General features: G+C 41.7%; 26 protein-coding genes and 1 pseudogene. 11 read left to right on the top strand and 16 right to left on the bottom strand.

Going from position 1 to position 26,584, the window contains the following annotated elements:
• The first annotated feature begins 6 nt into the window (after positions 1-6).
• On the top strand, positions 7-540 hold the full coding sequence (locus G6R08_RS14170) for an RDD family protein (protein ID WP_163528778.1): 534 nt from the start codon (positions 7-9) through the stop codon (positions 538-540).
• 199 nt (positions 541-739) lie between these two features.
• On the top strand, positions 740-2,095 hold the full coding sequence (locus G6R08_RS14165; RefSeq protein WP_163528777.1) for an FAD-dependent oxidoreductase: 1,356 nt from the start codon (positions 740-742) through the stop codon (positions 2,093-2,095).
• A gap of 85 nt (positions 2,096-2,180) precedes the next feature.
• On the opposite strand, the gene G6R08_RS14160 is transcribed toward G6R08_RS14165, so the two are convergent.
• The 6 genes from G6R08_RS14160 to G6R08_RS14135 all read right to left on the bottom strand — a co-directional run bounded on the left by G6R08_RS14160 (position 2,181) and on the right by G6R08_RS14135 (position 9,051).
• Positions 2,181-3,566, bottom strand: coding sequence for a DUF2254 domain-containing protein (locus G6R08_RS14160; protein WP_163528776.1), 1,386 nt, complete (start codon positions 3,564-3,566; stop codon positions 2,181-2,183).
• A 91-nt stretch (positions 3,567-3,657) separates the two neighbouring features.
• On the bottom strand, positions 3,658-3,843 hold the full coding sequence (locus tag G6R08_RS14155; protein ID WP_163528775.1) for a hypothetical protein: 186 nt from the start codon (positions 3,841-3,843) through the stop codon (positions 3,658-3,660).
• 104 nt (positions 3,844-3,947) lie between these two features.
• Positions 3,948-4,640: a Na-translocating system protein MpsC family protein gene (locus tag G6R08_RS14150; protein WP_163528774.1), complete on the bottom strand. Its 693-nt coding sequence runs from the start codon at positions 4,638-4,640 to the stop codon at positions 3,948-3,950.
• Positions 4,641-4,815: 175 nt separating this feature from the next.
• Positions 4,816-7,575, bottom strand: a complete 2,760-nt coding sequence (gene ppc / locus G6R08_RS14145; protein WP_163528773.1) for a phosphoenolpyruvate carboxylase — start codon at positions 7,573-7,575, stop codon at positions 4,816-4,818.
• A 407-nt stretch (positions 7,576-7,982) separates the two neighbouring features.
• Positions 7,983-8,183: an alpha/beta-type small acid-soluble spore protein gene (locus G6R08_RS14140; protein WP_163528772.1), complete on the bottom strand. Its 201-nt coding sequence runs from the start codon at positions 8,181-8,183 to the stop codon at positions 7,983-7,985.
• A gap of 103 nt (positions 8,184-8,286) precedes the next feature.
• The gene (locus tag G6R08_RS14135; RefSeq protein WP_163528771.1) at positions 8,287-9,051 is read right to left on the bottom strand and encodes a sugar phosphate isomerase/epimerase family protein; all 765 of its coding nucleotides are present in this window, start codon (positions 9,049-9,051) and stop codon (positions 8,287-8,289) included.
• 354 nt (positions 9,052-9,405) lie between these two features.
• Here G6R08_RS14135 and G6R08_RS14130 point away from each other — a divergent pair, with 354 nt between their 5' ends.
• The 3 genes from G6R08_RS14130 (at position 9,406) to G6R08_RS14120 (ending at position 11,742) form a co-directional block, all read left to right on the top strand.
• Positions 9,406-9,795, top strand: coding sequence for a hypothetical protein (locus G6R08_RS14130; protein ID WP_163528770.1), 390 nt, complete (start codon positions 9,406-9,408; stop codon positions 9,793-9,795).
• Positions 9,796-9,957: 162 nt separating this feature from the next.
• Entirely contained in the window at positions 9,958-10,971 is a 1,014-nt protein-coding gene (locus G6R08_RS14125; RefSeq protein ID WP_240339723.1) for a DUF3231 family protein, read from the top strand.
• 189 nt (positions 10,972-11,160) lie between these two features.
• Entirely contained in the window at positions 11,161-11,742 is a 582-nt protein-coding gene (locus G6R08_RS14120; protein ID WP_163528768.1) for a YdhK family protein, read from the top strand.
• A gap of 45 nt (positions 11,743-11,787) precedes the next feature.
• On the opposite strand, the gene G6R08_RS14115 is transcribed toward G6R08_RS14120, so the two are convergent.
• From G6R08_RS14115 to G6R08_RS14105, 3 genes are all read right to left on the bottom strand, one after another.
• Positions 11,788-12,861 (bottom strand): branched-chain amino acid aminotransferase, encoded by a 1,074-nt coding sequence (locus tag G6R08_RS14115; protein WP_163528767.1) that lies wholly within the window; start codon positions 12,859-12,861, stop codon positions 11,788-11,790.
• Between the two features lie 179 nt (positions 12,862-13,040).
• The gene (locus G6R08_RS14110) at positions 13,041-13,838 is read right to left on the bottom strand and encodes a cytochrome c oxidase assembly protein (RefSeq protein ID WP_338035434.1); all 798 of its coding nucleotides are present in this window, start codon (positions 13,836-13,838) and stop codon (positions 13,041-13,043) included.
• Positions 13,828-14,322 (bottom strand): DUF2243 domain-containing protein, encoded by a 495-nt coding sequence (locus tag G6R08_RS14105; RefSeq protein WP_163528766.1) that lies wholly within the window; start codon positions 14,320-14,322, stop codon positions 13,828-13,830. The genes G6R08_RS14110 and G6R08_RS14105 overlap by 11 nt, the downstream gene beginning before the upstream one ends.
• A gap of 184 nt (positions 14,323-14,506) precedes the next feature.
• Here G6R08_RS14105 and G6R08_RS21990 point away from each other — a divergent pair, with 184 nt between their 5' ends.
• Together G6R08_RS21990 and G6R08_RS14100 are read left to right on the top strand one after the other, a co-directional pair.
• A complete protein-coding gene (locus G6R08_RS21990; protein ID WP_205439427.1) occupies positions 14,507-14,674 on the top strand; it encodes a hypothetical protein in 168 nt (55 codons plus the stop codon).
• Positions 14,675-14,884: 210 nt separating this feature from the next.
• On the top strand, positions 14,885-15,442 hold the full coding sequence (locus G6R08_RS14100; RefSeq protein ID WP_163528765.1) for a CBO0543 family protein: 558 nt from the start codon (positions 14,885-14,887) through the stop codon (positions 15,440-15,442).
• A gap of 15 nt (positions 15,443-15,457) precedes the next feature.
• Here the strand turns inward: G6R08_RS14100 and G6R08_RS14095 are convergent, their stop codons facing one another.
• Both G6R08_RS14095 and G6R08_RS14090 read right to left on the bottom strand, forming a co-directional pair.
• Positions 15,458-16,291, bottom strand: coding sequence for a deoxyribonuclease IV (locus G6R08_RS14095; protein WP_163528764.1), 834 nt, complete (start codon positions 16,289-16,291; stop codon positions 15,458-15,460).
• 15 nt (positions 16,292-16,306) lie between these two features.
• Positions 16,307-17,116 carry an Fpg/Nei family DNA glycosylase gene (locus G6R08_RS14090; protein WP_163528763.1) on the bottom strand — a complete coding sequence of 270 codons (810 nt, stop codon included), beginning with the start codon at positions 17,114-17,116 and terminating at the stop codon, positions 16,307-16,309.
• A 221-nt stretch (positions 17,117-17,337) separates the two neighbouring features.
• On the opposite strand from G6R08_RS14090, the gene G6R08_RS14085 reads away from it, so the two are divergent.
• The 3 genes from G6R08_RS14085 to G6R08_RS14075 are packed head-to-tail and all read left to right on the top strand — an operon-like array spanning position 17,338 to position 18,240.
• The gene (locus G6R08_RS14085) at positions 17,338-17,868 is read left to right on the top strand and encodes a sigma-70 family RNA polymerase sigma factor (protein WP_163528762.1); all 531 of its coding nucleotides are present in this window, start codon (positions 17,338-17,340) and stop codon (positions 17,866-17,868) included.
• Positions 17,865-18,020, top strand: coding sequence for a YvrJ family protein (locus G6R08_RS14080; protein WP_163528761.1), 156 nt, complete (start codon positions 17,865-17,867; stop codon positions 18,018-18,020). Before G6R08_RS14085 ends, G6R08_RS14080 begins: the two co-directional genes overlap by 4 nt.
• Positions 18,013-18,240, top strand: coding sequence for a helix-turn-helix domain-containing protein (locus G6R08_RS14075; RefSeq protein WP_163528760.1), 228 nt, complete (start codon positions 18,013-18,015; stop codon positions 18,238-18,240). Before G6R08_RS14080 ends, G6R08_RS14075 begins: the two co-directional genes overlap by 8 nt.
• Before the next feature lie 101 nt (positions 18,241-18,341).
• On the opposite strand, the gene G6R08_RS14070 is transcribed toward G6R08_RS14075, so the two are convergent.
• Positions 18,342-19,781, bottom strand: coding sequence for a carbon starvation CstA family protein (locus G6R08_RS14070; RefSeq protein WP_163528759.1), 1,440 nt, complete (start codon positions 19,779-19,781; stop codon positions 18,342-18,344).
• Positions 19,782-20,302: 521 nt separating this feature from the next.
• Between G6R08_RS14070 and G6R08_RS14065 the strand changes: the two genes are divergently transcribed.
• The gene (locus tag G6R08_RS14065) at positions 20,303-20,650 is read left to right on the top strand and encodes a DUF4064 domain-containing protein (protein ID WP_163528758.1); all 348 of its coding nucleotides are present in this window, start codon (positions 20,303-20,305) and stop codon (positions 20,648-20,650) included.
• Between the two features lie 21 nt (positions 20,651-20,671).
• On the opposite strand, the gene G6R08_RS14060 is transcribed toward G6R08_RS14065, so the two are convergent.
• From G6R08_RS14060 to G6R08_RS14045, 4 genes and pseudogenes are all read right to left on the bottom strand, one after another.
• A complete protein-coding gene (locus G6R08_RS14060) occupies positions 20,672-21,619 on the bottom strand; it encodes an aminoglycoside phosphotransferase family protein (RefSeq protein ID WP_163528757.1) in 948 nt (315 codons plus the stop codon).
• A 9-nt stretch (positions 21,620-21,628) separates the two neighbouring features.
• Positions 21,629-22,693, bottom strand: a complete 1,065-nt coding sequence (locus tag G6R08_RS14055; protein ID WP_163528756.1) for an AI-2E family transporter — start codon at positions 22,691-22,693, stop codon at positions 21,629-21,631.
• A gap of 122 nt (positions 22,694-22,815) precedes the next feature.
• Positions 22,816-24,396: pseudogene (locus G6R08_RS14050) on the bottom strand (long-chain-fatty-acid--CoA ligase).
• Between the two features lie 342 nt (positions 24,397-24,738).
• Positions 24,739-26,226: a Na+/H+ antiporter NhaC family protein gene (locus tag G6R08_RS14045; RefSeq protein ID WP_240339722.1), complete on the bottom strand. Its 1,488-nt coding sequence runs from the start codon at positions 26,224-26,226 to the stop codon at positions 24,739-24,741.
• Positions 26,227-26,584 lie beyond the last annotated feature (358 nt).

Here is a 26,584-nt window from a genome sequence, read left to right as displayed (position 1 = left end):
ACAAATATGGAGACTACCGAGCACCACCCTAATGACATACCGCTCAATGAGATGTTCAAAGGACAAAAAGACGATATACAACGAGTATTTTATGCTGGGTTCGGCCCCCGCTTTGTTGCTTATCTTATTGACCTGATGGTTATCTGGGGCGTTAATTCGATTGTGACCAGACCGATCCTCCGACTGTTGAACCTAGAGGAGGCAAAACTTTGGATCAGCATGTTCAGTGCAGCAAATATCACGACATCGATCATCTTTTTTCTCTATTTTATTTTAATGACAAAATTTTTCCGTGCCACACTTGGGAAGATGATTCTTGGCTTATCTGTCGAATCACTAAATGATCAGCCTCTCACCAACGGGCAAATCATTTTCCGAGAGTGTATTGGCAGGTATATCAGCATGGCGCTTTTAGGCTTGCCTTACCTGGTTGTTGCCTTTACAAAACGTCACCAAGGGATTCACGATTTATTTGCGGACACTTCAGTTATAAAAAATAAATTCAAACGTCTCAATGATTCAATTGAGGATTCTGAATGAGTGAACGAAACCGATCCTGCTTCGTCTAATAAGAAGCAGGATGTTTTTTATATTAGCTCGTACAATAGGCAGCACCATACTTTTGACTAATTTGTGAAATAGTGAGCAATGTACTTGTGTGTTAGCTTTTTACAGATTATACTAAGGTTATAGTCAACTTGTGAAATATTTCACAAATGATAACTAGGAGGATAACCTTATGAAAATTGCAGTCATCGGAAGTACACATGCCGGAACAGCAGCTGCCACTACGATTGCGAATTTATATCCTGATTCAACAGTCACCGTCTATGAACGAAACGATAACGTATCATTTTTATCTTGCGGTCTAGCCCTATATGTAGGAGGCATTGTCGATGACCCTCAAGGCTTATTCTACTCCTCCCCCAAAGAAATGAGAGAGTTAGGCATTACAATGAAGATACAGCATGATGTTGATGATATTGATACAGAGCGGCAATTCATCCATGCAACGAACCTGGTGACGGGAGAAACCGTTACCGATGATTATGATAAACTCGTCATGACGACAGGATCTTGGCCTGTCACCCCAACGATCAAAGGGATAGACCTTGATAACGTACTGTTAGCCAAGAACTACAATCAGGCCAATACCATCATTGAACGGGCTGAAAAAGCAGAACGAGTTACCGTTGTCGGTGCAGGTTATATCGGTGTTGAACTCGTAGAAGCATTCGAAAAAGCCGGTAAACAGGTGACGCTTATCGACGGGGCTGACCGAATTTTAAATAAGTATCTTGATGCTGAATTCACTAACGAAGTAGAAACTGATTTCCACTCCCGCGGCATCAAGCTTGCTCTTTCACAAACTGTGGAACGCATCGAAGGTCAGAACAGCTCTGTGAACAAAGTCATTACAGACAAAGATGAGTATGAGACAGATCTAGTCATCATGTGTGTAGGTTTCCGACCTAATACTGAGTTGTTGAGAGGAAAAGTTGATATGCTGGATAATGGAGCTATTACTGTTGATGAGTATATGAGAACAAGCAATCCATCCATTTTTGCAGCCGGTGATTGCTGTGCAGTCAAGTATAACCCGACTGGAGAACATGCCTATATTCCGCTCGCTACAAATGCTGTTCGTATGGGGACACTTGCCGCACGGAACTTATTGGAACCAACGATTGCAAACGTTGGGACACAGGGCACATCCGGACTGCGTATTTACGATTTAAACATGGCCTCAACTGGATTAACTGAAACATCTGCTTCTTTCACGGACATTCATGTGAAAAACATCACAATAGAGGACACTCACCGTCCTGCTTTTATGCCTACAGCAGAAAACGTTAAGTTAAAAGTAACATTTGACCCTGATACAAGACGCCTTCTAGGTGCCCAGGTGATATCAAAAGCAGATGTTACTCAAGCCATCAACACGATTTCTGTCGGTATCCAGCAGGGTATGACAATCGATGAATTGGCATTTGTAGACCAATTCTTCCAACCACACTTTAACCAGCCATGGAACTTTTTAAATAAGGCAGGGTTGGCAGCCCTTCGTACAGCTAAACAGCCTGAGCTTGTATAATTTCCCCACAGAAAATAAGCCAACAGAAGTGATCCATTCTGTTGGCTTATTTAAATACCTAATATAGAATCCCAAAACCTTAACACTAAACATTCTCATTTGCAGCAGGATAAAACTTCTTCTCAATTTCCCTATATCCGTCCATATTCCCTGTTGCGCTGGCAAGTTTATGGAACTCCTGCAATAAGAAAGTCTTATCCAGTTCATAAATTAGTTTGTTCTCAATATGGTCAAGCGTGTTACACCCAAACTTCCATATCGCCTCATGCTTGGACGAATCAATAGAATCAGCAACCATGGCCAAACCGCTAATAATTTCCGTAATGATTAAGTGATTGTCACCGGCATAATGGCGGATGAAACCAAAACCGCGGTACAGATAGTATTCAAATGTTTCTTCTTTCATAATAATGCGAACTTGATGATTCTCATCAGCCAAATACGGTGTAAATGTAATGTAGCTATCTATCGAAAGCATAAGTTCGGTCATCTTATGAATGGTGTTTGTAGCTGTCTTAGGGTCATCATTTCCTACAGCTTTGATAGCGATCTCGGCTAGTTTATGCATTCCCATTTGAATATCTTGAATTTCTGTTTCCTTGTGACCCATCTCTACCATTTGGAGATATTTCTGCCGACCCACACTCTTGGCGCCCGGCCCCCAGAAGCTGTAAAGAACATTTCCCTCTAGAATATAATCTCCTACTTGTGAATGTAGTTCTATAATAATATTATCTTTCCTAGCCTCTTCAATCATCTTTCTATAATGGATCAGTTGCAAATAGCCTGAAGTCTCTATTTTGACTTGCTCAGCCAATTTACGCCCCTCTTCCATCAAGTCGCCTTTTTCTTTTGTCCGATAAGGTTCCAATTCTACCCTTAACGTATTGTAGACAATTTTTTCAGATACTTCTTTCATACTGTAGGTAATATTATGGACTTGCATCCACGTCGTTGCGTGGTTAATAAAATATATAAACGTCACTGCTGCTATAAATGCCAGAGCAATGGTTACAAGCGGCACCGTGACGAACACTTCATTATCAGCACTTCCAATAAATAAAAACAGCACAAGAACATAGATAAAACTCCCATTAAAGATCCCAAGAGCATGCTGTGTTTGCTTATCTGATGTGAAATTTAAGAGCATCCGTGGAGAAAATTGACCGCTGAACGTAGTAAGCACAACTAGCAAAGAGTTAATTGTGAACGCACTCAGAGTCAAAATACCTCCGATCAACGTACTCACAAGTGTCCTCGTTACCGAAGCATTAAAGTGTAAAATCTCAAACGTGTATGGTGCTACATTCACAACTAAATCAAGAAAAAGCGTTACGGCAACAAGCAAGATGGCTAAACCTATGTATAGCATAGGCATATACCATAGAGTGGATTGCATTTCATTTTTACGCTGTCTTTTGGACATCTTTAAATATTTTCTTAGCGATACTGGTAATATATCAAGTAACAAGCTTCCAAACCTCCTCCCTCTAATATAAAACTAATTGTCTATTCCCCCACATAGGGGAAACAAACCAATCCCTCCTTTTAATAGATTTCCATCAAAAATTCGGCTTGTTTTCCTCTATAATAAACTTATATTTTTTCTCAGGAAGCACCTTAGATTCTTTAATATGATCCATAAATTGTTGAGCCTCCTCGTAGCTTTCAAAGTGAAGTTCCTGTTCGTTTTTATCAAACTCAATTCGTAGTCCGTTATCATCTGTAGCAATAATAATATAATGCATATATTGAGCTCCTTTTCGTTTCAAAATTCTCAAAAAAATTAAAAAAGCCGAAAAGATTTAGTATCTTTTCGGCTTATGTCCAGCTCTAATTGTCCGGCTCATTTCTACCTTGTATTTGGTTTTAAAATAAAGAGAATGTAACTTTTATCCTGATCAAAGTCCCAGTCTGCGAAAACATCCAACACTTCCTGTTCTAAGATCGTTTCGCAATATGACTGTCTTAATAAAGTTTTTTCAAGCTTTCGTTTCGTTAGTTTCAATACCTCATCAAACCCGGAGCGAATTAATTCCTTCTCTATTCGAACGAGAATACCTTCACGGATAATGAGAAGTGTGCGGGAATTTAACATATATGACTCAACTTTTTCTGGTGCTTTCTCTGCCAGTTCACTTACACGGATAATTTCATCATGAAGCTTCTCTTTAACAGAATAATCGAGAAACCCATTTTCCTTCTCTGTGCAGTCGGATATCGTACAGACAAACATCCCTGACTGATTTGCCAGTGACCAGTCGTAGTACATTTCATCTACTTCAAATCCGGTCATAAGTTTGAGAGTTGCTTTAATCTCCGGCAGCAGCTCGTACATTAATAGGTCTCGTGTTTCCTCTACCTTCATTTCATTGTCCTGACCAACGAGCACACGCTCCATTGGTGCTAAGAATCCGCGAAGATAGATCACGATATACGGTTCTTCAATTGAAGCATACACGGAAGAAGGTCCCTTCCCAAAGTTGTCCCGTAATAACTTCCCTATGTAGCTGGCTACCTCTGATTGCAATGAATTCTTCTCCATGCACTTCATTCCTTTTTATAGACTGGACTTTATTTTCCTGTCTCAACCATACATTCTAAAGGTTATTTTTCTCAATAGCAAACTTTCCTATCCATGAAGCAAGTTCACTATCAATTCAGATAGTACGCACCACCAAAAAAAGCTGCCGGTCAAAGCCGACAGCCTCTTTCACACATTAACCTGTATTTCGCAGACCTGCAGCAATCCCGCTGATCGTTAGCAATACTTCCGTGAGGGTCTCTTCATTGTCATCACCATATTCACGGAGATCCTTGATCAATTCAACTTGCAGGAAGTTCATCGGGTCTACATATGGGTTTCGCAGCTTCACAGACTCTTGAATCGTCGGCTGCTGATCGAGCAATTCTTCGTTTCCCGTAATTTTCAGAAGAACCTGTTTCGTCCTCTCGTATTCTTCCACAATATTTTGGAAAATTCGTTCTCCAAGATCCTGATCTTTGACCAGTGTTGTGTACTCTTGAGCGGTGTGGATATCCGCCTTCGTCAAGGCCATCTGTAAATTATGAATCGTGGAGCGGAAAAAAGGCCAGTTTTCATACATATGCTGTAATTGCTTTAAGTGATCGTCACTACGAGATGCATAGTCCTCAAGCCCTGTGCCCGCCGCATACCATGCCGGGATCAGCTGGCGATTTTGCGTCCAGGCAAAAACCCATGGAATGGCGCGCAAATTTTCAAACTTCATACTGTCTTTCCGCTTCATCGGGCGTGAACCAATATTTAATTCACCAAGTTCCTGAAGCGGGGTCGCCTCGTTAAAGTACGTTAAAAAGTCTTTGTCGGCAAAAACGAGCGATTGATATTTTTCAAGTGAGACATCTGCCATTTCTTCCATGGCCTCTGTCCATGATCCCTCATGGTGATCAACTTGTTCGGTTTCTTTGGAAACATGAGCCGCTCCCTCAACTAGCGTTGACACACCTTGCTCAAGACTTCTGTAGGCAATATCACGCAGCAGGTAGCGAGAAGATAATACTTCACCTTGTTCCGTAATTTTCACACCATCTCCCAACGTTTCTGCTGGCTGTGATAAGATGCTTCGATTTAGAGGACCTCCGCCACGGCCAAGTGACCCGCCGCGCCCATGGAAAAATTTCAAGCCAATATTGTACTCTTTTGCCATTTCATGAATCTCTTGCTGGGCCCTATATAGTTTCCAGTTCGCTGTCAGCGTACCGCCATCTTTACTGCCATCGGAATAGCCCAGCATAATTTCCTGATGATTATTCAAGTCCTTCAAGTGCTTGCTATAAATATCTTTTTCAAACAGTGTTTTTAAAATTTCTGGACCGGCTATTAGATCATCTACCGTTTCCAGCAGCGGTGCGACATTCAAGTTACTCTCTACACGGCCATCAGCGTGCAGACGATAAATTCCGGCTTCTTTCGCCAGCACTAACACTTCTAACATGTCACTTGCTGACTCGGCCATACTGATCAAATAAACTTCGATCGAACGTTTTCCAAACTCTTTATGAGCATCACGAATCAACTGGAACACTTTCAACATTTCCTGCGTTTCTTCACTATAATCTTCATTCAGAAGGGTGATCGGACGAGGATCTTTTAAGACATCCTCGAGCAGCTCAACTTTTTCCGATTCAGAAAGCTTCGCGTAGTCACTATGAATGCTTACTTTTTGCAAAATTTCCGTAATTGCCGCCTCATGCTCCCCGCTATGGTTACGAATATCAAGTGTCGCTAAGTGGAATCCGAACAGCTTTACTTGACGGACAAGTTTGCTAAGCATTTTCAATTCACGCTTCGTCGGCTGATGGTGTTTCACACTGTCTTGAATCAGGTGCAAATCCGCCATCAGGTCGTCTGCTGCTGGATAGCCTATTTCCGATTTTCCTACCTGGCGTAAACGTTCCAAGATTACTGCGAATTTACGACGGTACATTTCTTCCTTGACTTTCCATCTTTTATCCGAAGGTATCAGTGACTCGTCCGCTTCAACGGAAGTAATGAGTTCATCACTTACTTGCACACGATTCGTTGAATGACTGAATCTCTTCATTAATTCAATAAGCACAGCCTCATATTTTTTCAAAACTAATGCCCGCTGTTTCTTGAGGGTTTCCCATGTCAGTTCTGGTGTCACATTCGGGTTCCCATCACGGTCCCCGCCAATCCAGGAACCGAAACGAAGGAAGTTAGGAACCGTCCATTCATCTTCAGGATAGCTTTCCTCTAGACGGTCCTCCAATTCTTGATGGATATCAGGAAGGACATCAAATAATGTCTCATCAAAATAGTACAAACCATTTCGAACCTCATCCATGACCGTTGGTTTACGCTGCCTTAATTCATCGGTCTGCCACAGTACGGTCACTTCGTTAAACAGACTCTCCTGAATACGTTCACGTTCATTATCCGTTAACTGTGGATGATCAAGCTGTCTTAAAATCGTAGCAATACGCTTCTGAATTTCAAGTACCGTTCGTTTCGTTGCTTCGGTAGGATGCGCCGTAATGATCAATTCCAGTGATAGTTCGTTGAGCACATTCTGGATGACCCCTTTATCGATTTGATGCTCCTTAAGCGAGAGCACCGCACTTTCTATTGAAAAAGGCTGCACCCCTTGGTCTTCAAAAAGCTGGTATTCACGGCGTCTGCGAATACGATGGTTTTGCTCAGCAATATTCACGAGGTGGAAGTAGATTGAGAATGCGCGGATGACTTGCGAACGCATCGGAGGTTGAAGGGTTTGGATTTCTGTTTTTAATTGCTCATAAGTGGAAGTATCTCGGTTTCTTCTAAGCTCTTTCGTTAACTCACGGATTGTTTCCACTTTGTTAAATAATTCTTCTCCGCCATGATGAACGAGAATCTCACCAAGCATATGTCCGAGGAGACTCACATCACGTCGAAGTGGTGTAGTATGATCGTTTTTTTCTTTTTGGATTGTCACTCTTTCACCATCCTGTAATTGTCTTTTTGGTTGAGCGATAACGATAACCTCGCTCGTATTTTAATTATGTTATCAGAATTTTTTGGATAGTCAAATGAATGAATCTATTCACGGACTTTTGTAAGCGCTTGCCTATAAGAAGGGATATATAAGAATGAAAGCGGATACTATACAGATATTACAGGGGGTACAACGAATATCCATTTGATCAATTTTACAGATCGACTTATTTTTTAAAAAATTATTTCATTTGATGTTAATTCATTCAATAATTGATAAGATTTTCGCAAAGACACCGTTCTGATTTTTTGTATAAAACCCTTATGAAATGAACTCGTTTAAAAATGCTTTAGTATGTAAAATTGAAACAAGGGAACCCATTTAATATGAGTTCCCTTTGCTTCAGGCTATTTGTTTCTGTCTGCCATACTTGACTCGGCGATTCTGATCATCTGTTTGACCATTTCGCCGCCCACTGATCCGTTTTCACGCGCAGTAGTGTCGGCACCAAGCTCAACACCAAATTCCATTGCAATTTCTTCCTTCATCCGGTCCATTGCATTTTCTGCACCAGGCACTAACAATTCATTCCGATTGTTGTCAGCCATCGTTGATCACTCCTCGTGGGGTTTGGAACATTTACTGTTCCATATCCTTAGGATTAGAATTTCGTTTGTTTTTTACACGTGTTAAATATCCCCATCCCTCATGTTAATCCGTTCTTAAATAAGGAAGTTTGGTTTTTAAATACTCCATACTAATCTCCAAACTTTCAAAAGGTGTTTTTCGACTTTCGTCCTGTTCAACAATCCACCACTTCACATCTATTGCTTTCCCTTTTTCAAGAATCGAATCCAAATCAACCTCGCCAGTACCAAGCTCTGCAAAAAACTGCGCTTCATCCGTTGTCATATCCTTTAAATGCACGAGTGGTGTTCTGCCCTTATAATTCTCCAGCCAATCCAACGGGTCTTCTCCAGCTTTTTGCAGCCAATACACATCAAATTCTGTCTGAAGCTGTTGAGCCTCAGTTTCTTCAAAGATTGTTTGTAAGGCGCTACGATGATCACTTAATTTTTCCAATTCAAAATCGTGATTATGATAGCAAAGGGTCATTCCTTCTTGTCGACATACTTCCCCCGCTTGCCGCAGGGTATTTATCAGTTTTTGATAATCCTCTTCCCCATTTGGTTCAAAATAAGGGCAGACGACATATTGGCTTCCAAGCGTCTTCTGGTCTTTGATCACTTGCATTAAATTATGTTTAATTTCATCGAGCGGAATGTGACTTGATACTGCCTTAAGACCGAGTTGATCGAGTAACTGCCGCAAATCCTTTGTAGTCAAGCCGCCATACCCAGCCAGCTCCACTCCGGCAAAACCTAGCTCTGCTACTCGTTGCAGAGTTCCGGCAAAATCGCGCTCTGCTTCTTTTCGCAATGTGTACATTTGCACGGCAACAGGTATGTGTTGCATAATCTGATTCCTTCTTTCTACTTGAAAGTTGTGTAAATGATTTCACTGCATATAATTCGATCTTTTCCTTACATCTCCTGCCAAAGGCTCTATATGTTTCACCCGCTTGCTTGAAGTCATTTGTCCGCTCAATACTTTGATAAACAAGTTCTCTTTCCACTTTCGGAGTGTAACCCTAAGTCCATGGAACAAAAATGATTCATTATTTACATACGGATTCTGCTCTGTTACCAAGAGAAGAAAAATCATTGGCTTATTCTTTCATGGATGGGCAGATCAATCATTTTATAAGGTTTATACCCAAGAAAAGACATAAACGAATAAACTACTCGTATGAGGAAAGGAGGTAAGAGGATGTCTTCATACGATCGATACCAGCCTATGTGGAATCCTTACCGTCACAACCAGGGTGAAAGCGGTGGAACTCAGGGACGCGGAGGTGCTGAAGACGATAGCGGCCATCACGGTGCATATCACGATGACATGTACCAGATGGGCTCCCACCACCAGAGTTCTCTCCCTTACCATGGTCAGGGATATCCTCCCTATCCCGTCCCTTCGTACAACGGTTCCTCTTCGGATATGCAATATATGATGCAAGCCATCATCAGACTGGAGAGCCAAATGGAAAAAATCAGCCAATTAATGACCCAGTATAATGAATTACTTCAATCCATGCACGATCAAGAAGATACCAAGTGTGTGCAAGGTAGTGGCGGCGGCGCCATCATAGTTAGAATGTAAAGTTTACTAATGGAAAGGTCTCCTTAATTCATAAGTTAAAGGGGACCTGCCCTGTTTATAGCACAAAAAGTGTAATTGATTTCTTCAATCTGATAATAATCTAACTTTTGCTAACAATAATAGTAATAACATCTGAAAAAAATGCCGTGGAGGATAGATATCATGAGTACTAAACTTACTTCTTCTGAATTAGCCTCATTGTGGACGAGTTATATGAATGACAGTATGTCGAATTGCATATTAAAGTACTTTCTTAAACATATAGAAGACGAAGAGATACGACCAATTGTGCAATTTGCTTATGACCTGACGACAACCCATAAAAAGCAATTGACCACTATTTTTGAGATGGAAGAAATTCCAATTCCGACAAGCTTCACTCTAGAGAATGATGTGAATTTAAATGCTCCTAGACTTTTTACAGACATATTCAAGCTCACGTATATTAATCATATGGCTAAGGTCGGATTACTTGCCTACAGCAGTTATATCGCCATGAGTGCTCGGAAAGATGTAAGAAACTATTTTTTAACAGGGCTGCAGGAAGCCTCTGAGTTATATGACAGAAGTTCTGATGTTTCTCTTTCCAAGGGTATCTTTGTCAGAGCCCCTTATATGGCTTACCCTCAAACCACAGAATTTATCAATTCTAAAAAATATTTAAATGGTTATTCACTTTTCCATAAACAAAGACCGCTGAATGCTATAGAAATATCTCATCTATTCATGAACGTTCAGACAAATATCATAGGCCATAAGCTTACTATCGGCTTTGCGCAAACTTCCCCGAGGAGGGACGTACAAAATTGGTTGTTCAGAGGAGCGGAAATCGCCAAAAAACATGTGGAAGTTTTCGCAAAAACTCTTCTGGACAACAATATCCAAGCACCTGCTTCCTCAGACGCCGGTATCACTAATTCCACTGTACCGCCCTTCTCAGATCGATTAATTCTATTCCATATGGACCTGTTAAGCGGAGCAGGAATTGGGAATTATGCAACTGGAGCAGCAGCTAGTCAGAGAACGGATCTGTTTGTCGAATATGAACGTATGTCATTAGAAATCGCAAAATACGCGAAAGACGGTGCTGAACTTATGATTGATCATGGATGGTTAGAACAACCACCTGGCACCCTGAATAAACAACAGCTTGCTCGTACAAAAGACACCGAATAAGGTTATAAAAATATATCGTTCGTACTTCCTCAGCAAACCTAAAACCACGAAAAAAGTGCCGGCACGAGTTTCAGCGGCACTTTTTCTTTATTAAACATAACAAATCATCTAGGAATATTTAATTATTGCACTTAATACTATAGGGGGGTACAGTATAAGAGAACGATAATAGGTAGAAGGAGGGCTTGTATGATAGGTAAAAGACAGTGGGCTGGCATCGTGATTCTGATCTTCACTATGATGTTAGCTGCATGCAGTAGTGGTAATGAAGAAACAAATCAGGGTACCAACGAGGAGACTTCCAAAACACAATCAGACGCTGAAAGCCATACGGATATGAATCATTCTAGTTCAGGTGAAGTCCCTGAGGGATTAGAAAAGGCAGAGGATCCAACCTTTGAAGTTGGCAGTCAGGCAGTAATTGAGAAAGGCCATATGAAGGGGATGCAAGGAGCAGAAGCAACTATAGAAGGCGCTTTTAACACGACCGCCTACGTAGTTTCCTACACTCCGACCACAGGAGGAGAAAGAGTAGAAGACCATAAATGGGTCATTCACGAAGAAATTAAGAACCCAGGTGAAGAACCGCTTGAGCCCGGCACTGAGGTCACCATTCAGGCCTCACATATGAAGGGAATGCATGGTGCTACAGCGGAAATTGAGGCTGCCAAACAAACTACAGTTTATATGATTACGTACACCCCCACTACGGGTGGTGAAAAGGTCACAAACCATAAATGGGTCACAGAAAATGAATTATCTGAAGCTTAAAAGTACTAAGGCGCCTCGCATTTTGCCAGGCGCCCTTTCTCACACTTATTTTACTTCGACTGTCCATTGGTGAGCATCTTCCACTTTCCCTGTTTGAATACCCGTAATTGTATCATAGAGTTTCTGAGATAACTCTCCAATTTCATGGTTGTTGATCACCATTTTATGGCCCAGCCAATTTAATTCCCCTACTGGAGAAATAACAGCAGCTGTACCAGTTCCAAAGGCTTCTTCCAAACCACCCTCTTCGTACACTTGATACAATTCGGCGATGGAGATTTTGCGCTCAGTTACAGGGATCTCCCATTTTTTCAGCAACTCAATGATCGACATTCTTGTGATCCCATTTAAGATGCTTCCATTTAATTCAGGCGTTACTACTTCTCCATTGATTTTAAAGAAGATATTCATGCTGCCAACTTCTTCAATGTATCGTTTCTCTACTCCATCTAACCAGAGCACATCTGCATTTCCTTCGTTGTTCGCTTTCGCTTGGGCCTGGTAACCTGACGAGTAGTTCCCTGCCGTTTTTGCCGTACCTGTTCCGCCTTTAACAGCTCGTGTAAACTGCTCTTCGACATTGATCTTAACAGGCTTTAAGCCGCCAGAAAAATAAGGACCCACCGGTGAAAGAATAATCATAAATTTATAAGAATGTGACGGTGCCACAGCCAGATTCGTTTCCGTGGCGATGATGAATGGCCGGATATATAAGGCCGTGCCTTGTGTGGAAGGAACCCAGCCCTGTTCCAGGCTGATCAATTGATTCAGATAATACATCACACGTTCTTCATCAATCGGCGGGATACTAAGCCGTTCACTTGAACGATTTAGTCGCTGCAAATTTTTAGAAGGTCTGAATAATAGAATCCGATCGTTTTCTGCCCTATAGGCTTTTAGCCCTTCAAAAACAGTCTGTCCATAATGAAAAATCATTGCTGCAGGATCGAGCGTCAGCGGTTCATAAGGAACAATCCGTGGGTTATACCATCCCTTGTCTGTATCATAATCCATAACAAACATATGATCCGTAAATGTTCTCCCAAATGGAATATGATCTGTTTCAGGTTTCGGTTTCTTGTTTTCTGTTTCTACGATTTCAAGCTGATGTTCACTCATTGACAGGACTCCTAACTGAAATTGGTATTGGTTTACTTCTATGACGCTTGAAAGTCAAAAAGTATAATTAGTAACCATTGTACGGAATCCGTCTTATATATGAAAGTCTTTCGCACCAATTCATTAAAATTATATAGCCATAAGTTTGTCTGTACTTTGTAAAATCATCAGAATTTTGTTTATTGACATACGCCTATGGTAACGCGAGGACGGGCAGCTCTGTACCATTGATAACAAAGCACGATAATTAGAAATAAGTCAATGAGGTCTCCCCCATAGTACATGATCATCGCTCCCAGTTCGCCATGGGCTTCCGATACGCCAGGTGGAGGTTGCACGTAGATATATTTTGATAAAATACTATGCCCTGCCAAAGTAAGAATTAACACGATCGCACGATAAACGAAACTATACCTATGCGGAGTCGGGTCGATATAAATCATAGAAGCGGTAAACAGATAGCCTGCTAAAAACATATGTAAATGAACAGCTAAGCCCACTAACAAATTATGATGCATGGCTTCGTACAAGCTCGTCATGTAAAGAAGCCACAGTCCGCCGATATTAAGGATTGAGGCAGAGACCGGATGACTGACCAGGCTGACAGGCCAGCTCTTCAATAGCTTAGCAACAAACTTTGCGGTTCGGACTGGAACTGTTCGTAACAATAGAGTCAGCGGAGCAGAAAGAACTAAAAGTAGAGGAGCAAGCATACCAAGTAATAAATGAGCAGTCATATGGGCCGTAAAGTCATAATGGGCTCTATTTGCTAAAGGGCCAACAATAGCTGCTCCAGCACATAGTACGCCAGCACACCAGCATATGTACCTGTGAATCGGCCATGACCTGAGACGACTTTGCTTACTAGTTGTGATCGCCGCCCAGATATATAATATGAACAGCAATCCAAAAAATAGAACTACAGGTAAATCAGGGAGGAAGCCACTCCCTTGTTGTAAATGAGAGCTACCCATCATAGTTCCCCTCCACTGCTGATTGTAATTTGCGCCCTGTACGAACAACAAGTACACTGCCGATTACTATCATGACCGCAGCTGAAATATTCCAGATCAAGTCGTACAGGAGAAGATTTTCCACATAGCGAATTTGATGAATCCTCATCAACTTATGCTGAATCGTTCCATCATATAATTGGAAAGCACCAGCCCCAAGTAATACGCCTCCCCACCATCTTTTTAGCCAAAATGCACTTCGACGACGCAGATCTGCAACCATAAACAACGAACCAATTGTCGCAAACCAGCTGAAAGCATGAAAGAGACCATCAGACACCAGCCCTATATCCGTTGTAGATTTGTCATAAAAATGGTGCCAATGCAACAGTTGGTGAAAAACCATTTCATCCAAAAAAGCGACCAGTCCGATGCCAAATAAAATTCCCGACCATAAATTGCGGGCAGAGTATGCGCCTGGGGTTAAATTGGCAGAATTCTTTTCCATCTCTAGCCCTCCAAACTTTACTCATAGTTATCTCATCGTTGTTATTTTTCACCATTTTACCCGTGCCATAGAATAATAAACATGTCCGTTGGCCAAAAACCCCAGCGAAATTCAAATTAGATAGGTAAAAACAACTTTTTTTGGAAACGATAAGTCTCAAGGTTAACCGATGGAGGTGGAATAAATGGAAGAAGACTACCGTGAATATAGAACTGGACAAGGAGTGCCTAAGACTGGAGAATATATGTGTCAGTCAGGAGAAAAGGTCACCTTTAATAAAGATGAGGACTTTCCCGTTTGTCCTGTTAGCGGGAAAGAAACATACTGGAAAAACCACGAGGATAATAAATAAACTTTTAAACATGGGCTGCCAAAGATTGTTTGGCAGCCATTTTCAATTCAGCTCTGTACTTCACATTTTTTTATGTGTTAAATAAATACATCCCTTTTAGGAAGAATAAGAGTACGACTTAGTTCTGAACATCGAGATCCTACACCGTTTATTTCTATATTCCATAATGTAAGTTCAGCATATTTTTTTCAGAAGAGAGGGCCGTTAACCATGAGCAGTCTCGTTTCAACTGTAAATCCAGTCGATCTCTATGAAATTCAAGAGAAATGGTTCTACACCCATTATCATTATTGGGTGGAACATGTTCTGTTCTCTTTTAATTGGTGGTTTCTCCTTCTAATACTGATTATTCCTTGGATCCTCTGGTGGATACTTGTAGATCGTAGCCGATTATTCGAAATGATCACACTGGGTTTTTTTGTAGCCACAACAGCCGCCTTATTGGACTCTATTGGGGTGATATGGGGGTTATGGACATATGAATCCAAGTTGATCCAGATGCTGCCAGAGTTACTGCCTATAGATTATTCGTTATTACCTGTATGCCACATGCTTATATATCAGTGGTTTCCACGCTGGAGAAACTTTGTTCTGGCCCATATCATACTCTCAGCCGGTGGTGCATTTATCGCCGAACCTTTATTTGTCTGGATGAATATTTATGAACTCCATGAGTGGAAACACATCTATTCTTTCCCTATTTATATTGCCATTGGGGTAATATTGAAATGGTTTGTGAGTCAACTCAAAAGGCTTACTTCAATATAAAAAAGCATCATCCTTCTACCCCCATCTTTCTTGAAGAAGCGCAATCTCCTTTTGATGGGGAACCATTTCTTTCGGCGTTTCCAGAATAAATGGTATGTCTTTCAATTGTGGAGTACTCAAAAGTTGATCAAATTGGTCACCGGTTATGTAACCATGGTCGATAATATTAGCGTGGCGGTCTTTCCCCGACCCGCTCTCATATTTGGAATTGTTAAAATGGACTACCTCTAATTGTTCAAAATAGCCGAGCTCTGTCCCTTTATTCCATACTTCTCCCCAATCCTCTCCACTCCATAAACCACTTGCAAAAGCATGGCACGTGTCAAAACAAAACCCAATTTTCTCCGGTTCATCACATAACTGCCGAATTTGGACAAGCTCCTCAAGAGTAGTCCCAATTGTGCCAGGCTTCCCGGCATTGTTTTCAAGAAGAATCTTACATTCCCCATCCCATTGGCCGAGAATTTCATTGAGTACTTCAATCATCAATCGATAGCTTACAAGCGGATCATTCTGGCTGATTTCCTTCCCAAAGTGAACAACTACCCCAAGCGAACCACACGCATTGGTGATCTCCAGGTCGTTTAGCAGCGACTGAACTATTTGTTTTCTTTTGCTGGAGCTCGTTGGCGTCAAGTTTGTTGGATAAGGAGAATGACTGACAGATATAAGGTTATTCTTTTCACAAAATTCTTTACATAATGCAGCATCATCCTTACTTACCGCTTTGACAGATAAACTTCTTGGGTTCTTAGGAAAATACTGAAAAGCAGAAGCATTCATGGATACAGCTTTTTTTGCAGCACCTAAATAGCCATCGCGAATGGAGACATGGCTGCCAAAATTCATAATCATCTCCCCTTCCTAGTGCTGACATTCACGACAGTAAAATGTTTTTCGGGATGAAATCTCACCTTTACTAATCTTGTTCCCACACCTTCTACATGATTCTCCCTCTCGATCATACACATACGCTTGCGAAGGGTAGTCGCCTGTTTTGCTATCCCCTTTAAAAAGGGGCTGGTCCATGTAACCACCGAATTGAGTGGCTCGTGGAAGAATAAAGCGTATAGATTCGTACAATTGAACTTTCTCCTTTTTGTCGAGATCGTCCATGGTTCGGTCTGGCAACAAGTGAGCATGCCAAGCAATTTCATCCGAATAACAGTTGCCAATCCCTGATAGAAATTCCTGATCAACGAGGGTGTTTTTCAGCATACCTCTTTTATTTTCTACTAGTTCTAAAAAGTGATCGAGCGAAAAATTCACATTTAGCGGCTCTGGGCCTAAATCAGCTAATTCCTCCTTAACCCCTTCTTGTGTAAAAAGATGCAAGTACCCTAACCGTAAGCCAATAAAATAAAGGTTCTCACTTCCAAAGGACAGTCGTATTTGAATGGTACGATCCGGCTTTTCCTCTTCAGTACCATAAAACATCAAGCCACCAAGCATGAGATGCAGCACTAGAACACGGCCATTTTCAAGATAAAACAATAAATGCTTAGCTTTCCTTTCTATCTCTACTACTTTCTGATTTTGCACCTGGCGTATGAAAGTCTCTGTATACACATTAATGGATTTTTCACGGTTAATGGAGATGTCTGTGATTGTTTGCCCACCAATCTTTTGCTGAAGTAATAGTTTATAGTTTTCCATTTCCGGTAATTCCGGCATGTTCATTCCTCCATAGAAAAACTTTTTACTACTATTCCCAAATTTGTCCAAACATATAAACGCAATTATAGACCGTGGCTGCAAACATCTCACAAGCCTAGAATTGATTCATTAATCATGTATAAAATGGTACTTTTCGTGAAAAAATACGAACATTAGTTCGATTGTCGGTTGTGAAATCTTGTTCTTAACCCTTATTCTTTAGAAAGGAGGCTGGTAACATGTCCAAAAAACCATTCGACTCATTTTTGCAGCATGGCCGCTATTACGAAGCATATACAATTGCGAGCAACGATCCAACGACCAAGAATCGTAGTCGTGTGAATCAGCTGTTTTATCATTATCAGATTGAAGCAAGGTTTGTAACCTATATGAATACAACGATGTGGCGATGTGCGAAGGATTATCGAAAAAAGCGGCAGCGCTGGCATGATTCTCATAGGCTCACCCTTAATCAGCCAGTAGGCGAAGACCTGACAGTATTGGATGTAATGACGGTCGAAGATACTAATTTTAGCGGCTGGGGTGAGGAAGGCGATTCATTTGAGTTGGTCACGTGTCCACGATTACAAACCGTAATTAGTCGACTTACTCTTCAGCAGCGCTTGATTTTATATGACCATGTCGCCAATCAATTGTCGTTCAAGGAAATCGCTGAGAAACTGGGTGTTTCACAACAATCTACTTCAAAATCATTTCACAGGATCATAAGAAAATTTCGTAAAGCTTATCAGGAAGGAGAATGGATATGATAGCCATCGAATCTTGGATGAGTCTTGCTGGAAATATTGGATTCCCCATTGTTGTTACATTCTTCGTTCTATTTCGATTGGACCAATGCCTGCAAAACCTTGATAAGTCGATAGATCATTTAACGGAAGAGGTGAAAAAGAAACATGAGTGAGGTGTACGAGTTATTGTTACGAGCAAAAGAAGCAGATGAAACAGCTATGATGGAGCTGATTGACAAATTCGAACCGAAAATAAAAAAATTAAGTGCTTCTCTGCCTGCGACTGAGCGTGAAGATATGGAGCAAGAGCTGAAGATTCAAATGATAAAATCGATAGAGAAGTTTGATATTGATAAACTTTCACCCTTTTGGAGTTGTTATGAAAAAGAATAGCCACACGGTCGTTTTATGTGAATATGTAAGTCACCCTATAGGAAGAAGAATTAAGCCGAAAAAATTCCCGTCCCCTGAAATACGGGAGACGGGATTCTCTATTATCCGGCTTTTCGGGCAGCGGATTCGTCTTGACTGGCTGCCTTGTATTTCATGACCTGCGTAATGAACCAAATTAGGACAGAGGCCCAAATAACAGCTCCGATCACCATCGATGTTGTATAAGGCAGATCAAATCCTTCTGGTGCATAGAAAATATAGGAACTGACAACCGCGGTCATAAATAAAGCTGGAATACTGCAAATCCAATGGAATTTCTGATGTTTGATCAAATACATGGCGCCGGTCCATAGCATAACAGTGGCCACCACTTGGTTGGACCAGCCCACATATCGCCACAGGAAGCTATAATCCATTTGGGTGAGCAAAAAGGTCGGCACAGCAACCGGAATCACCAGCAGCCCATTCGTCCACTTTCCGCGTTTTTTAAGAATCGGTGTAAGAAGGTCTCCCAGCATCATTCTTGAGGACCTTAATGCTGTATCTCCTGTAGTAATCGGCAAGATAATCACACCAAGCACAGCAAGTATCCCACCTAATGTGCCAAGAGTTGTAATACTGATTTCATTCACAACCCCAGCTGGTCCGCCATTAGCAAGGGCTTCTTGAAGACCCCCTGTACTCCCGAAGAACGCCATTCCCGCAGCAGCCCAGATAAGGGCAATGATGCCTTCACTAAGCATCGCACCATAAAAAACTTTTCGCCCTTCACTTTCCTTTTTCAGCGTCCGGGAAAGAATCGGACTCTGTGTACTGTGAAAACCTGATATAGCGCCGCAAGAGACCGTTACCATAAGAAGCGGCCACATCGGCAGCTCGTCAGGATGCAAGTTTTCCAGCGTCAGGTTGGGTACAGGATTATCAAAAAAGAAAAGCCCTACCCCGATCGAAAGCGCCATAAAAATAAGAATCGCCCCAAAAATTGGGTAGACTCGTCCAATAATTTTATTAATAGGCAGCAAAGTCGCCAGCAAAAAGTAAGCAAAAATCAACAGTAGCGAAGCCGTGAAACTGAGCGGCGTAATTTCGGACATCAGCTGGGCAGGTCCTGCGGTAAACGCAGCCGCCACAAGAATCATCAGGCCGATGGAGAGCACATTGATCATGGATTGCGCCGGTTTGCCTAAATATTTTCCGACGATCGTCGGAAACTGTGCACCATTGTGTCTAAGTGACAGCATACCTGAGAAATAATCGTGTACAGCACCAGCAAAAATACTGCCTATAACAATCCATATGAAGGCAACGGGTCCATAAAGCGCACCCATGATGGCACCGAATATCGGACCGAGGCCAGCGATGTTTAACAATTGAATGAGGCTCGCTTTCCACCAGCTCATCGGTGTATAGTCAAACCCGTCATTCTTTGTGTAAGCAGGTGTTGGGTTCTGGTCGTTGATGCCGAAAATCCGCTCAACCACCTTTGCATAGAAAAAGTATCCTAGTAGTAAAATCATGATGGATGCAAGAAATGTAACCATCGCGAAGCCTCCTTTCAACAATAAATAATAAAAAGTATTGTAAACCCGTTTTTGTCGAATAGCAACCGTTTTTCTGAAAATTATATTTTTTCCCATTTTTTTCATAAAAGTAAAACGCTTTCAGATCTAAATCGGATACGACGCGGGCGGACAAAGCAAAAAGGGTGGAGATGGATGGGCCTGACTTCATGAAAACTAGACACTTTTAAAGCTGCTTCAATAAAAAAAGCCGGACTTGTTTATAAAACAAGTCCGGCTTTCATATGTAACCTGCCATCCTATGAGAATGGTTAAGTTTCCCGCAGTCGCTATTAGCGTAGGATGGCATTGGTATGAATATAACATAGTATAGGGATTTTAGCCAAATACAGAGCAGGAGTATTGAAGTATGTAGAATTTCGCGGATAAACACAGCCTCTTCACCTCCCCGCCGGTTCGCTGAATTCGGACAGGTATAAATTGTCTGCTTCCGAATACGATTGAATAGACAGGTTCTATTATGAGTGGAGGGATACAACATCATGGACCGTAACAGTGAATTCATTTTAGGATTAATCGGCGGAATTCTTGGGTTTTTCAGTGCTTTTTTTGCGATCTTCATTGGAGAAATTGATGCGGCCGTCAGTGAGACGGGAGCAAGTGCTATCAGCGGACTTGGCTGGGCGGCCTTCTTGTTCTCTACTCTCGCCATTGTAGGAGCCATACTTGTTAAGAGCAAAACAAAGATAGGCGCGATTATGATGATTGCTGCTGCTCTTGGGGGCCTTATTAGTATTTCGATGTTCTACTTAATTCCAGCAGCTTTACTGCTTATCGCTGGGATAATGGGAGTTGTACGGAAAGACAGAGCAGTCGCTAAAAGTCCTTAAGGATTGAAAAAACGAGCGCCTCTATGGTGCTCGTTTTCCCAAAAAGTCATCAATCGTATGGCCATAGTATCTCTCATACAAATTCTTAAAAACAGCCGGGCACTGCGAGAAGCTTCGATCGTACTCATCTGTTACCATATCAACGGTCCATGCGCTGGATAGAACAGAATGTGCGTATCCCCAAAGCAACAAACGCTTCAAGTTTAAATCTAACTCCTCAGTCAGCCGGTTCACTCTATTTGCGATAACATCAGCCGCACCTTCTTGCGGCAAACGGTTCATCAGAAATTGGATGACATCATACTCCACTTCCCCGATTAACCCTTTCGGATCGATCGCAATCCACGAATCACGTCCATTAGACAGAATGTTGTAATGATGGAAATCACCATGAAGTAACTTCAAATTACTCGCAGACGTATTCATAATCGTAAACACATGTAATGCCCTTTTTAAATCTGCCCCCGAAAAAGGGCCGAGTCCGTTTGGATTTTCTTCACATATACGAGCTAATTCTGCTTCTCGGTCTCTTGTCGTAGGGAGCCCTTTTCTATTTTCAACAGGGGCCACTAGTCCCTTCATCACACTGGCAGCTATTTGACATACCTCATCTTCCTTTTCAACTGTTGAGAGCATCGTCCCCGGCTCTACTTTTTCTAACAGTAGCACCCCACGCTCGCGTTCTTCATCTAATAGTCGAACGATACCTTTGGGATTAAGCGCCTGAAGGGCATCAAGCTCTTGATTAAATTCTTGACCTGGCAAGCCAATTTTAACGACCACTTCATTCCCGTCCCTGGTCACGGCTGGCGCCACATAGTTATAAGACAACGGATAAGGCTCTTTTATCGACAACTCCCATTTTCGTTCACAATAATGAAGAAGATGCGGCAAGTCTTTTAACCACTTTTCTCCTTGTTCTCGAAAAGAAAACACAACGTTTTTAACAAATTGATCCTGCATTTCCATGTAAGTACCTCATCCTTGATATCTGAGCTTTAAAAATTGTACAAGGTTCTTCAATACCACTTTTAGAACAGAATACAGCGGAACAGCGATGACCATGCCAATAAAGCCATATAAGGCAGCCGCCACGACCAACAGCAAAATAATCGTCAAAGGATGCAGGTTCAGGCGGTTGCCAAGCACAACGGGCGCCACGAGATTTCCTTCAAGCTGCTGGACCACTACAAGAATAATTAAAACATACACTGCCATTACAGGGTCTTGCGACAAAGCTACCACTAAAGCCGGAATAGCGCCAATGATCGGTCCGAAAAAAGGAACCACTGCGGTAATTATAACGAACAAGGCAAGTACTAACGCATAATCAAGCCCAATCAGCAAATAGCCAACGTACATAAGTACGCCATCCACTACAGCGACTGTTATTTGACCAATAATATAGGCAGCCAGAGTTTGGTCAATATTTTTTAATAGGTTCTCCCCTTCCATCTTATGCTTTTCCGGAATCGATTTTAGTAAAAATGGAATTAAACGGTCACCATCTTTTAAAAAGTAAAATAAGACAAATGGGATAATGACTAAAACAGTTGCTGCTCCAGCAATAGTGGAGACAACTTCTGTCAGATGGTCACTAATTTGCTGGGTGAGACTCCCAAAGAAACTAGTCACTTTTTGGCGCAGCTCTCCAACTGAAAGGATTCCTAAGTTGTTACTTTGGATCACTTGTTCCGTCTGTTGAGCTGTTTCTTTTAACTTATTTGGTAAATTTGTAATGCTGGAAACTTGTTTTTGGATTGTATCAGCCAAATAGGTAAAGCCCGCATACAGCAGTGCGGCTATTGCCGCAAATACAATCAGAATGGCCGCCACTTCTGGGATATACTTGGATTTTGATAAAAACTTAACGAAGGGCTTTATTAAATAGTACAAAAACCCAGCGATTAAAATAGGATAGAATAGCGTACCGATAATGGTTTGAACGGGCTGGAAAAAGTGGAGAATATGTAGAAAATAAATACAGATTAACACGAGAATCACAGCTGTTATATACTTGAAGAAGGAATGCCTCAGCCACATGTTTTTTCTCCTTATCTAAGAATATATTTTTGATGCACCTATTCTACATACCACAAATCACCCGATCCCTAACGTAAATATTACAAATTAAAGCCCCGGAATCCGAGGCTTTCTGTTTCCCGTTATCGAACCATACGATCGTGGTCTTTCCAAAACCCTTTACGAAGGACGACTTTTTGTATTTTTCCTGAAGCTGTTTTAGGAAGTTCATTTTCAAATGAAAAACTCTTAGGCACTTTGAAATGAGCTAATCGCTCGCGGCAATAACTGATAAAATCAGCTTCTGTTTCCTTATAGCCTTCCCTTAAGACAATAACTGCATGTGGAACTTCTCCCCATTTTTCATCGGGGACAGCCACCACAGCGGCTTCTAAAATCGCAGGATGGTCATAAAGGGCTCCTTCTACCTCAATCGATGAAATATTTTCTCCTCCACTGATAATGACATCCTTTTTGCGATCCACAATCTCAATAAAACCCTGATGATCGACAACCGCCATATCCCCTGTGTACAACCAGCCATCACGAATCGTTTCCTTAGTGGCGGTCTCATTTTTTTAATACCCTTCCCTCACATTATTTGAGCGGGGCGCAATTTTCCCCCTCGTCTTTCCGTCATGCACCACTTCTTCTCCAAGTTCATCCAGCACCCTGACTTTAGACCCAACCATCGCATACCCCGTTTTCGCTTTTAAAAGATACTGATCTTCTGAAGGTAAATCGAGTTCTGTTGATCGCGGTATCGATGTTGTAATTAAGGGGCTAATTTCCGTCATTCCATAAACTTGAATGAATTCCCACTTGAGGTCTTCTTCAACCTTCCGTACGAAAGCTGGCGGTGGCGCAGAACCGGCTATGACTACGCGCAAGTCATGTTCCAATTCAATAGCGTTCGAATCGTACTCCTCAATAACCATATTTAAAACGGTTGGAGCCATATGCATGGCGGTGACACCATGGTCTTTCACTTTTTGTAAAATGGACTTCGGGTCGACCTTCCGCAACATGACTTGAGTCGCCCCATTCATCGTGTAGTAAAATGGTGATCCCCAGCCATTCACATGGAACATCGGCAGCACATGCAGCAGCGTATCGTCGTCCGATACACGCAGATGATGCATCGAAGACAAAGCATGTAAGTAATTGGATCGGTGAGAAAGCAGCACACCTTTAGGGTTTCCGGTCGTACCGCTCGTGTAAAGTAAACTTGCTATATCCGTTTCTTCCAGTTTTGCACGCTCAAACGCATCCGCCGAAAACTGAGTCCGCCATTCATCATATCCTTTGTGTTCATCCGCTTCCTCACCATGAATAATCACCTTTTCCAAAGAAGGCAGCTCCTTCAACACTGGTTTTATAAGCGGGTATAAATCCTCATCCACAAACAGCACTTTACTTTCACTATGGGTTAAAATGAATTGATAATCAGCAGGCTGCAAACGGGTGTTTAATGCTGTCATGACAGCCCCTACTTGAAACACTCCGTAGAACCCTTCCAGCATTTCAGTAGTGTTTGGAGCAAGATAGGCCACTTTGTCTCCCTTTTCCACACCGAGGCTCCTTAGTCCCCTTGATAATTGATTAACCCGTCCGTTCAATTGACGATATGTCAGAACTCGTTCATCATCAATTATGGCAGGCTTTTCCCCATACAATTCAACAGCACGATCTAAAAAATCCGTCAGTAAAAGTGGTACATGCATCCGGTACGTCCCCTCCCTTTATTCATTAAAGCGCTTTCAATAACATTGTAAGGAAAACAGTGTTCTATATCAATCTTTAATAAAGAGATGAAATATACAACAGATTATTATGAAATCCTCCTAACACCTCTTTTTCTATAGGTATTAACTATCAGCCTGTCTCCCCTCCTATAAAAAAGGATGGGAAAATACTGAATTAAGCATAAAGAAATCCGAACGATTCCATTCTCTTGGAATCAGTTCGGATTAATTGTGTGTCAAGAAAGGATTTCTATCCTCGCTTCGACAAAACACTTCGCTAATTATCTGTGTTTTTGTTATTCAATTTTACATCGTTCGTTTTTATTTATTTTCATAATCTTTCGGTTTTACTTCTTCACCATTCTTTCCACTGTAACGTAAGCCCCAGCCTGTTAAAGCTGCAATTAGCATAACGATGAGAAGTCCCCAACCTTGAAAAACATACGGGAATACTTCAGCTGGACTAACGACTGGCATATTTTCGTATTCCTTGGCAGCACCTTTAATCGTGGCCCAAGCCAAAAGAACACCAGCACTCCATGGAAAAATATATCCTAATGAAGAAGTTACCGTATCAAGGAAGTTCGCTCGACGGTAAGGATGAATATTCATTTCTTTCCCAAGCTTGCGCACAAATGGAGCCGCCGCAATTTCTGCTGCTGTATTGATCGTAATAAACACATTCAAGAAGGCGACAATGCCATACATGGAAAGCTCGGCACGTTTCACTACTCCTTTTATAATGCCAAGGAAAAAGTCTCTAATTTTATCCATCGTACCCGCAACTTCCATTAGGTGGGCAGCTGCTAATATAAACAGAATCAATATCGCCATATTGAAATAGCCGCCGATACCACTCATGAGGGCTCCTTCTACAACAGCATTACCCGCCTCATCTTTGTATATATGAATGATTTCGGTAAAGGGTGTTCCGGAAATAATAATAAAGACGATAGAAGCAACAATGCCCCATGTCAAAGAAGTTAATAAATGATGACCTGACAATGCCAAATATAATACTAATGCGAACGGAATCAGCAGCAACAACCCGTGTGGTGATACTTGCTCCTGAAGCCTCGCCATAGCTTCTGTATTTTGGGCATTTCCCCCATCACCAAGAATCACGAATAAAATAAGCGCTGGGATAGCCGCCGTAATAGAATATTTAAATCGTGAACGAACAACTCCTGGCACATCCGCCTCCTGAGTTGTAGCTGAAACAATCGTTGTATCAGATACAGGTGCAAGGTTGTCCCCGAATACCGCACCACTTAAGATGGCTGCCAGCATTAAGACTGGATCTGCTCCTAGAATAACCCCTGCTGGGTACATGAGTATACCAAATGCTGCAACAGTTCCGTATCCTGTACCAACGGCTGTTGCAAATAACGCTGAAAGCATGAAGGTTACTCCAACAAAGGCACCGCCTTCCAGCCCCGTCTGAAATCCAAACCAAATGAGTCCATCGACAAGACCGCCTGCTGATAACAATTTAGCAAACATCCCTGCCCAAAACCAGGCAATAACAGCGATGACCCCGATCGGCTGCGCCATTCCTGAAATTAAAGCTTGTGCGTAATCCGCCCACTTTGATTTACAAAGAAATAAACCGATGGCTACACCGATTACCATTCCGAGAACCAATGCTTCTTCAGTGACAAGCTTCGTTACACTTAATGTAATCGCCCATACTATGAAAAAGATTAGTGGGACTGTGGCTGCAAAGACGCCTCCACGGAATTCTAATCTGTTAATCGACTTTTCTCCAACTGCTTCATCAATGACTTCATCGTTTCGTGAATTTGCCACAAGTTTCCCTCCTTCAAATGAAATCCTTAAATAGTGTATCATTAAATACGATCATATGTAATCGCTTACACCAAACTAGGCTATCTTATCCTTTGATTGGTAAATTACTCTAATCATTTTAGGTCGTTGTACCCACTCACCACCCTCTCTATACCGAGTGAATCTGCCTGTATCAGGGTGAACCCTGGTAATTCTTGAAAAATCCTCCTGTAACAAAAGCATTCCAAAAGGCAGTTGATAACAATTTAATGATAAAATTTTCAGTTTGTAAAGCCAAAATTTTCGGTAAATCCATTTCTAACCTTCTTAATGCAAAACTAGACATTAAACAGCAATATTTCCCGGGAAATGATTTATT

This window comes from Halobacillus ihumii (assembly GCF_902726645.1).
GTDB lineage: Bacteria > Bacillota > Bacilli > Bacillales > Halobacillaceae > Halobacillus_A > Halobacillus_A ihumii.
The sequence above is the reverse complement of the archived record's forward strand: the minus strand, read 5'-3'. Positions and strand labels throughout refer to the sequence as shown.

Coding starts and splice junctions, on each gene's coding strand:
- G6R08_RS14095 (WP_163528764.1), bottom strand. CDS start 16,291: ATGAATTTTGGCAGCCATGTCTCCATTCGCGATGGCTATTTAGGTGCT.
- G6R08_RS14135 (WP_163528771.1), bottom strand. CDS start 9,051: ATGCAACACATACCTGTTGCCGTGCAAATGTACACATTGCGAAAAGAA.
- G6R08_RS21990 (WP_205439427.1), top strand. CDS start 14,507: ATGGAAGAAGACTACCGTGAATATAGAACTGGACAAGGAGTGCCTAAG.
- G6R08_RS14110 (WP_338035434.1), bottom strand. CDS start 13,838: ATGATGGGTAGCTCTCATTTACAACAAGGGAGTGGCTTCCTCCCTGAT.
- G6R08_RS14055 (WP_163528756.1), bottom strand. CDS start 22,693: ATGTGGCTGAGGCATTCCTTCTTCAAGTATATAACAGCTGTGATTCTC.
- G6R08_RS14080 (WP_163528761.1), top strand. CDS start 17,865: ATGATAGCCATCGAATCTTGGATGAGTCTTGCTGGAAATATTGGATTC.
- G6R08_RS14130 (WP_163528770.1), top strand. CDS start 9,406: ATGTCTTCATACGATCGATACCAGCCTATGTGGAATCCTTACCGTCAC.
- G6R08_RS14155 (WP_163528775.1), bottom strand. CDS start 3,843: ATGCATTATATTATTATTGCTACAGATGATAACGGACTACGAATTGAG.
- G6R08_RS14065 (WP_163528758.1), top strand. CDS start 20,303: ATGGACCGTAACAGTGAATTCATTTTAGGATTAATCGGCGGAATTCTT.
- G6R08_RS14090 (WP_163528763.1), bottom strand. CDS start 17,116: ATGCCGGAATTACCGGAAATGGAAAACTATAAACTATTACTTCAGCAA.
- G6R08_RS14075 (WP_163528760.1), top strand. CDS start 18,013: ATGAGTGAGGTGTACGAGTTATTGTTACGAGCAAAAGAAGCAGATGAA.
- G6R08_RS14070 (WP_163528759.1), bottom strand. CDS start 19,781: ATGGTTACATTTCTTGCATCCATCATGATTTTACTACTAGGATACTTT.
- G6R08_RS14105 (WP_163528766.1), bottom strand. CDS start 14,322: ATGGAAAAGAATTCTGCCAATTTAACCCCAGGCGCATACTCTGCCCGC.
- G6R08_RS14165 (WP_163528777.1), top strand. CDS start 740: ATGAAAATTGCAGTCATCGGAAGTACACATGCCGGAACAGCAGCTGCC.
- G6R08_RS14125 (WP_240339723.1), top strand. CDS start 9,958: ATGAGTACTAAACTTACTTCTTCTGAATTAGCCTCATTGTGGACGAGT.
- G6R08_RS14150 (WP_163528774.1), bottom strand. CDS start 4,640: ATGGAGAAGAATTCATTGCAATCAGAGGTAGCCAGCTACATAGGGAAG.
- G6R08_RS14060 (WP_163528757.1), bottom strand. CDS start 21,619: ATGGAAATGCAGGATCAATTTGTTAAAAACGTTGTGTTTTCTTTTCGA.
- G6R08_RS14115 (WP_163528767.1), bottom strand. CDS start 12,861: ATGAGTGAACATCAGCTTGAAATCGTAGAAACAGAAAACAAGAAACCG.
- G6R08_RS14120 (WP_163528768.1), top strand. CDS start 11,161: ATGATAGGTAAAAGACAGTGGGCTGGCATCGTGATTCTGATCTTCACT.
- G6R08_RS14085 (WP_163528762.1), top strand. CDS start 17,338: ATGTCCAAAAAACCATTCGACTCATTTTTGCAGCATGGCCGCTATTAC.
- G6R08_RS14140 (WP_163528772.1), bottom strand. CDS start 8,183: ATGGCTGACAACAATCGGAATGAATTGTTAGTGCCTGGTGCAGAAAAT.
- G6R08_RS14100 (WP_163528765.1), top strand. CDS start 14,885: ATGAGCAGTCTCGTTTCAACTGTAAATCCAGTCGATCTCTATGAAATT.
- G6R08_RS14170 (WP_163528778.1), top strand. CDS start 7: ATGGAGACTACCGAGCACCACCCTAATGACATACCGCTCAATGAGATG.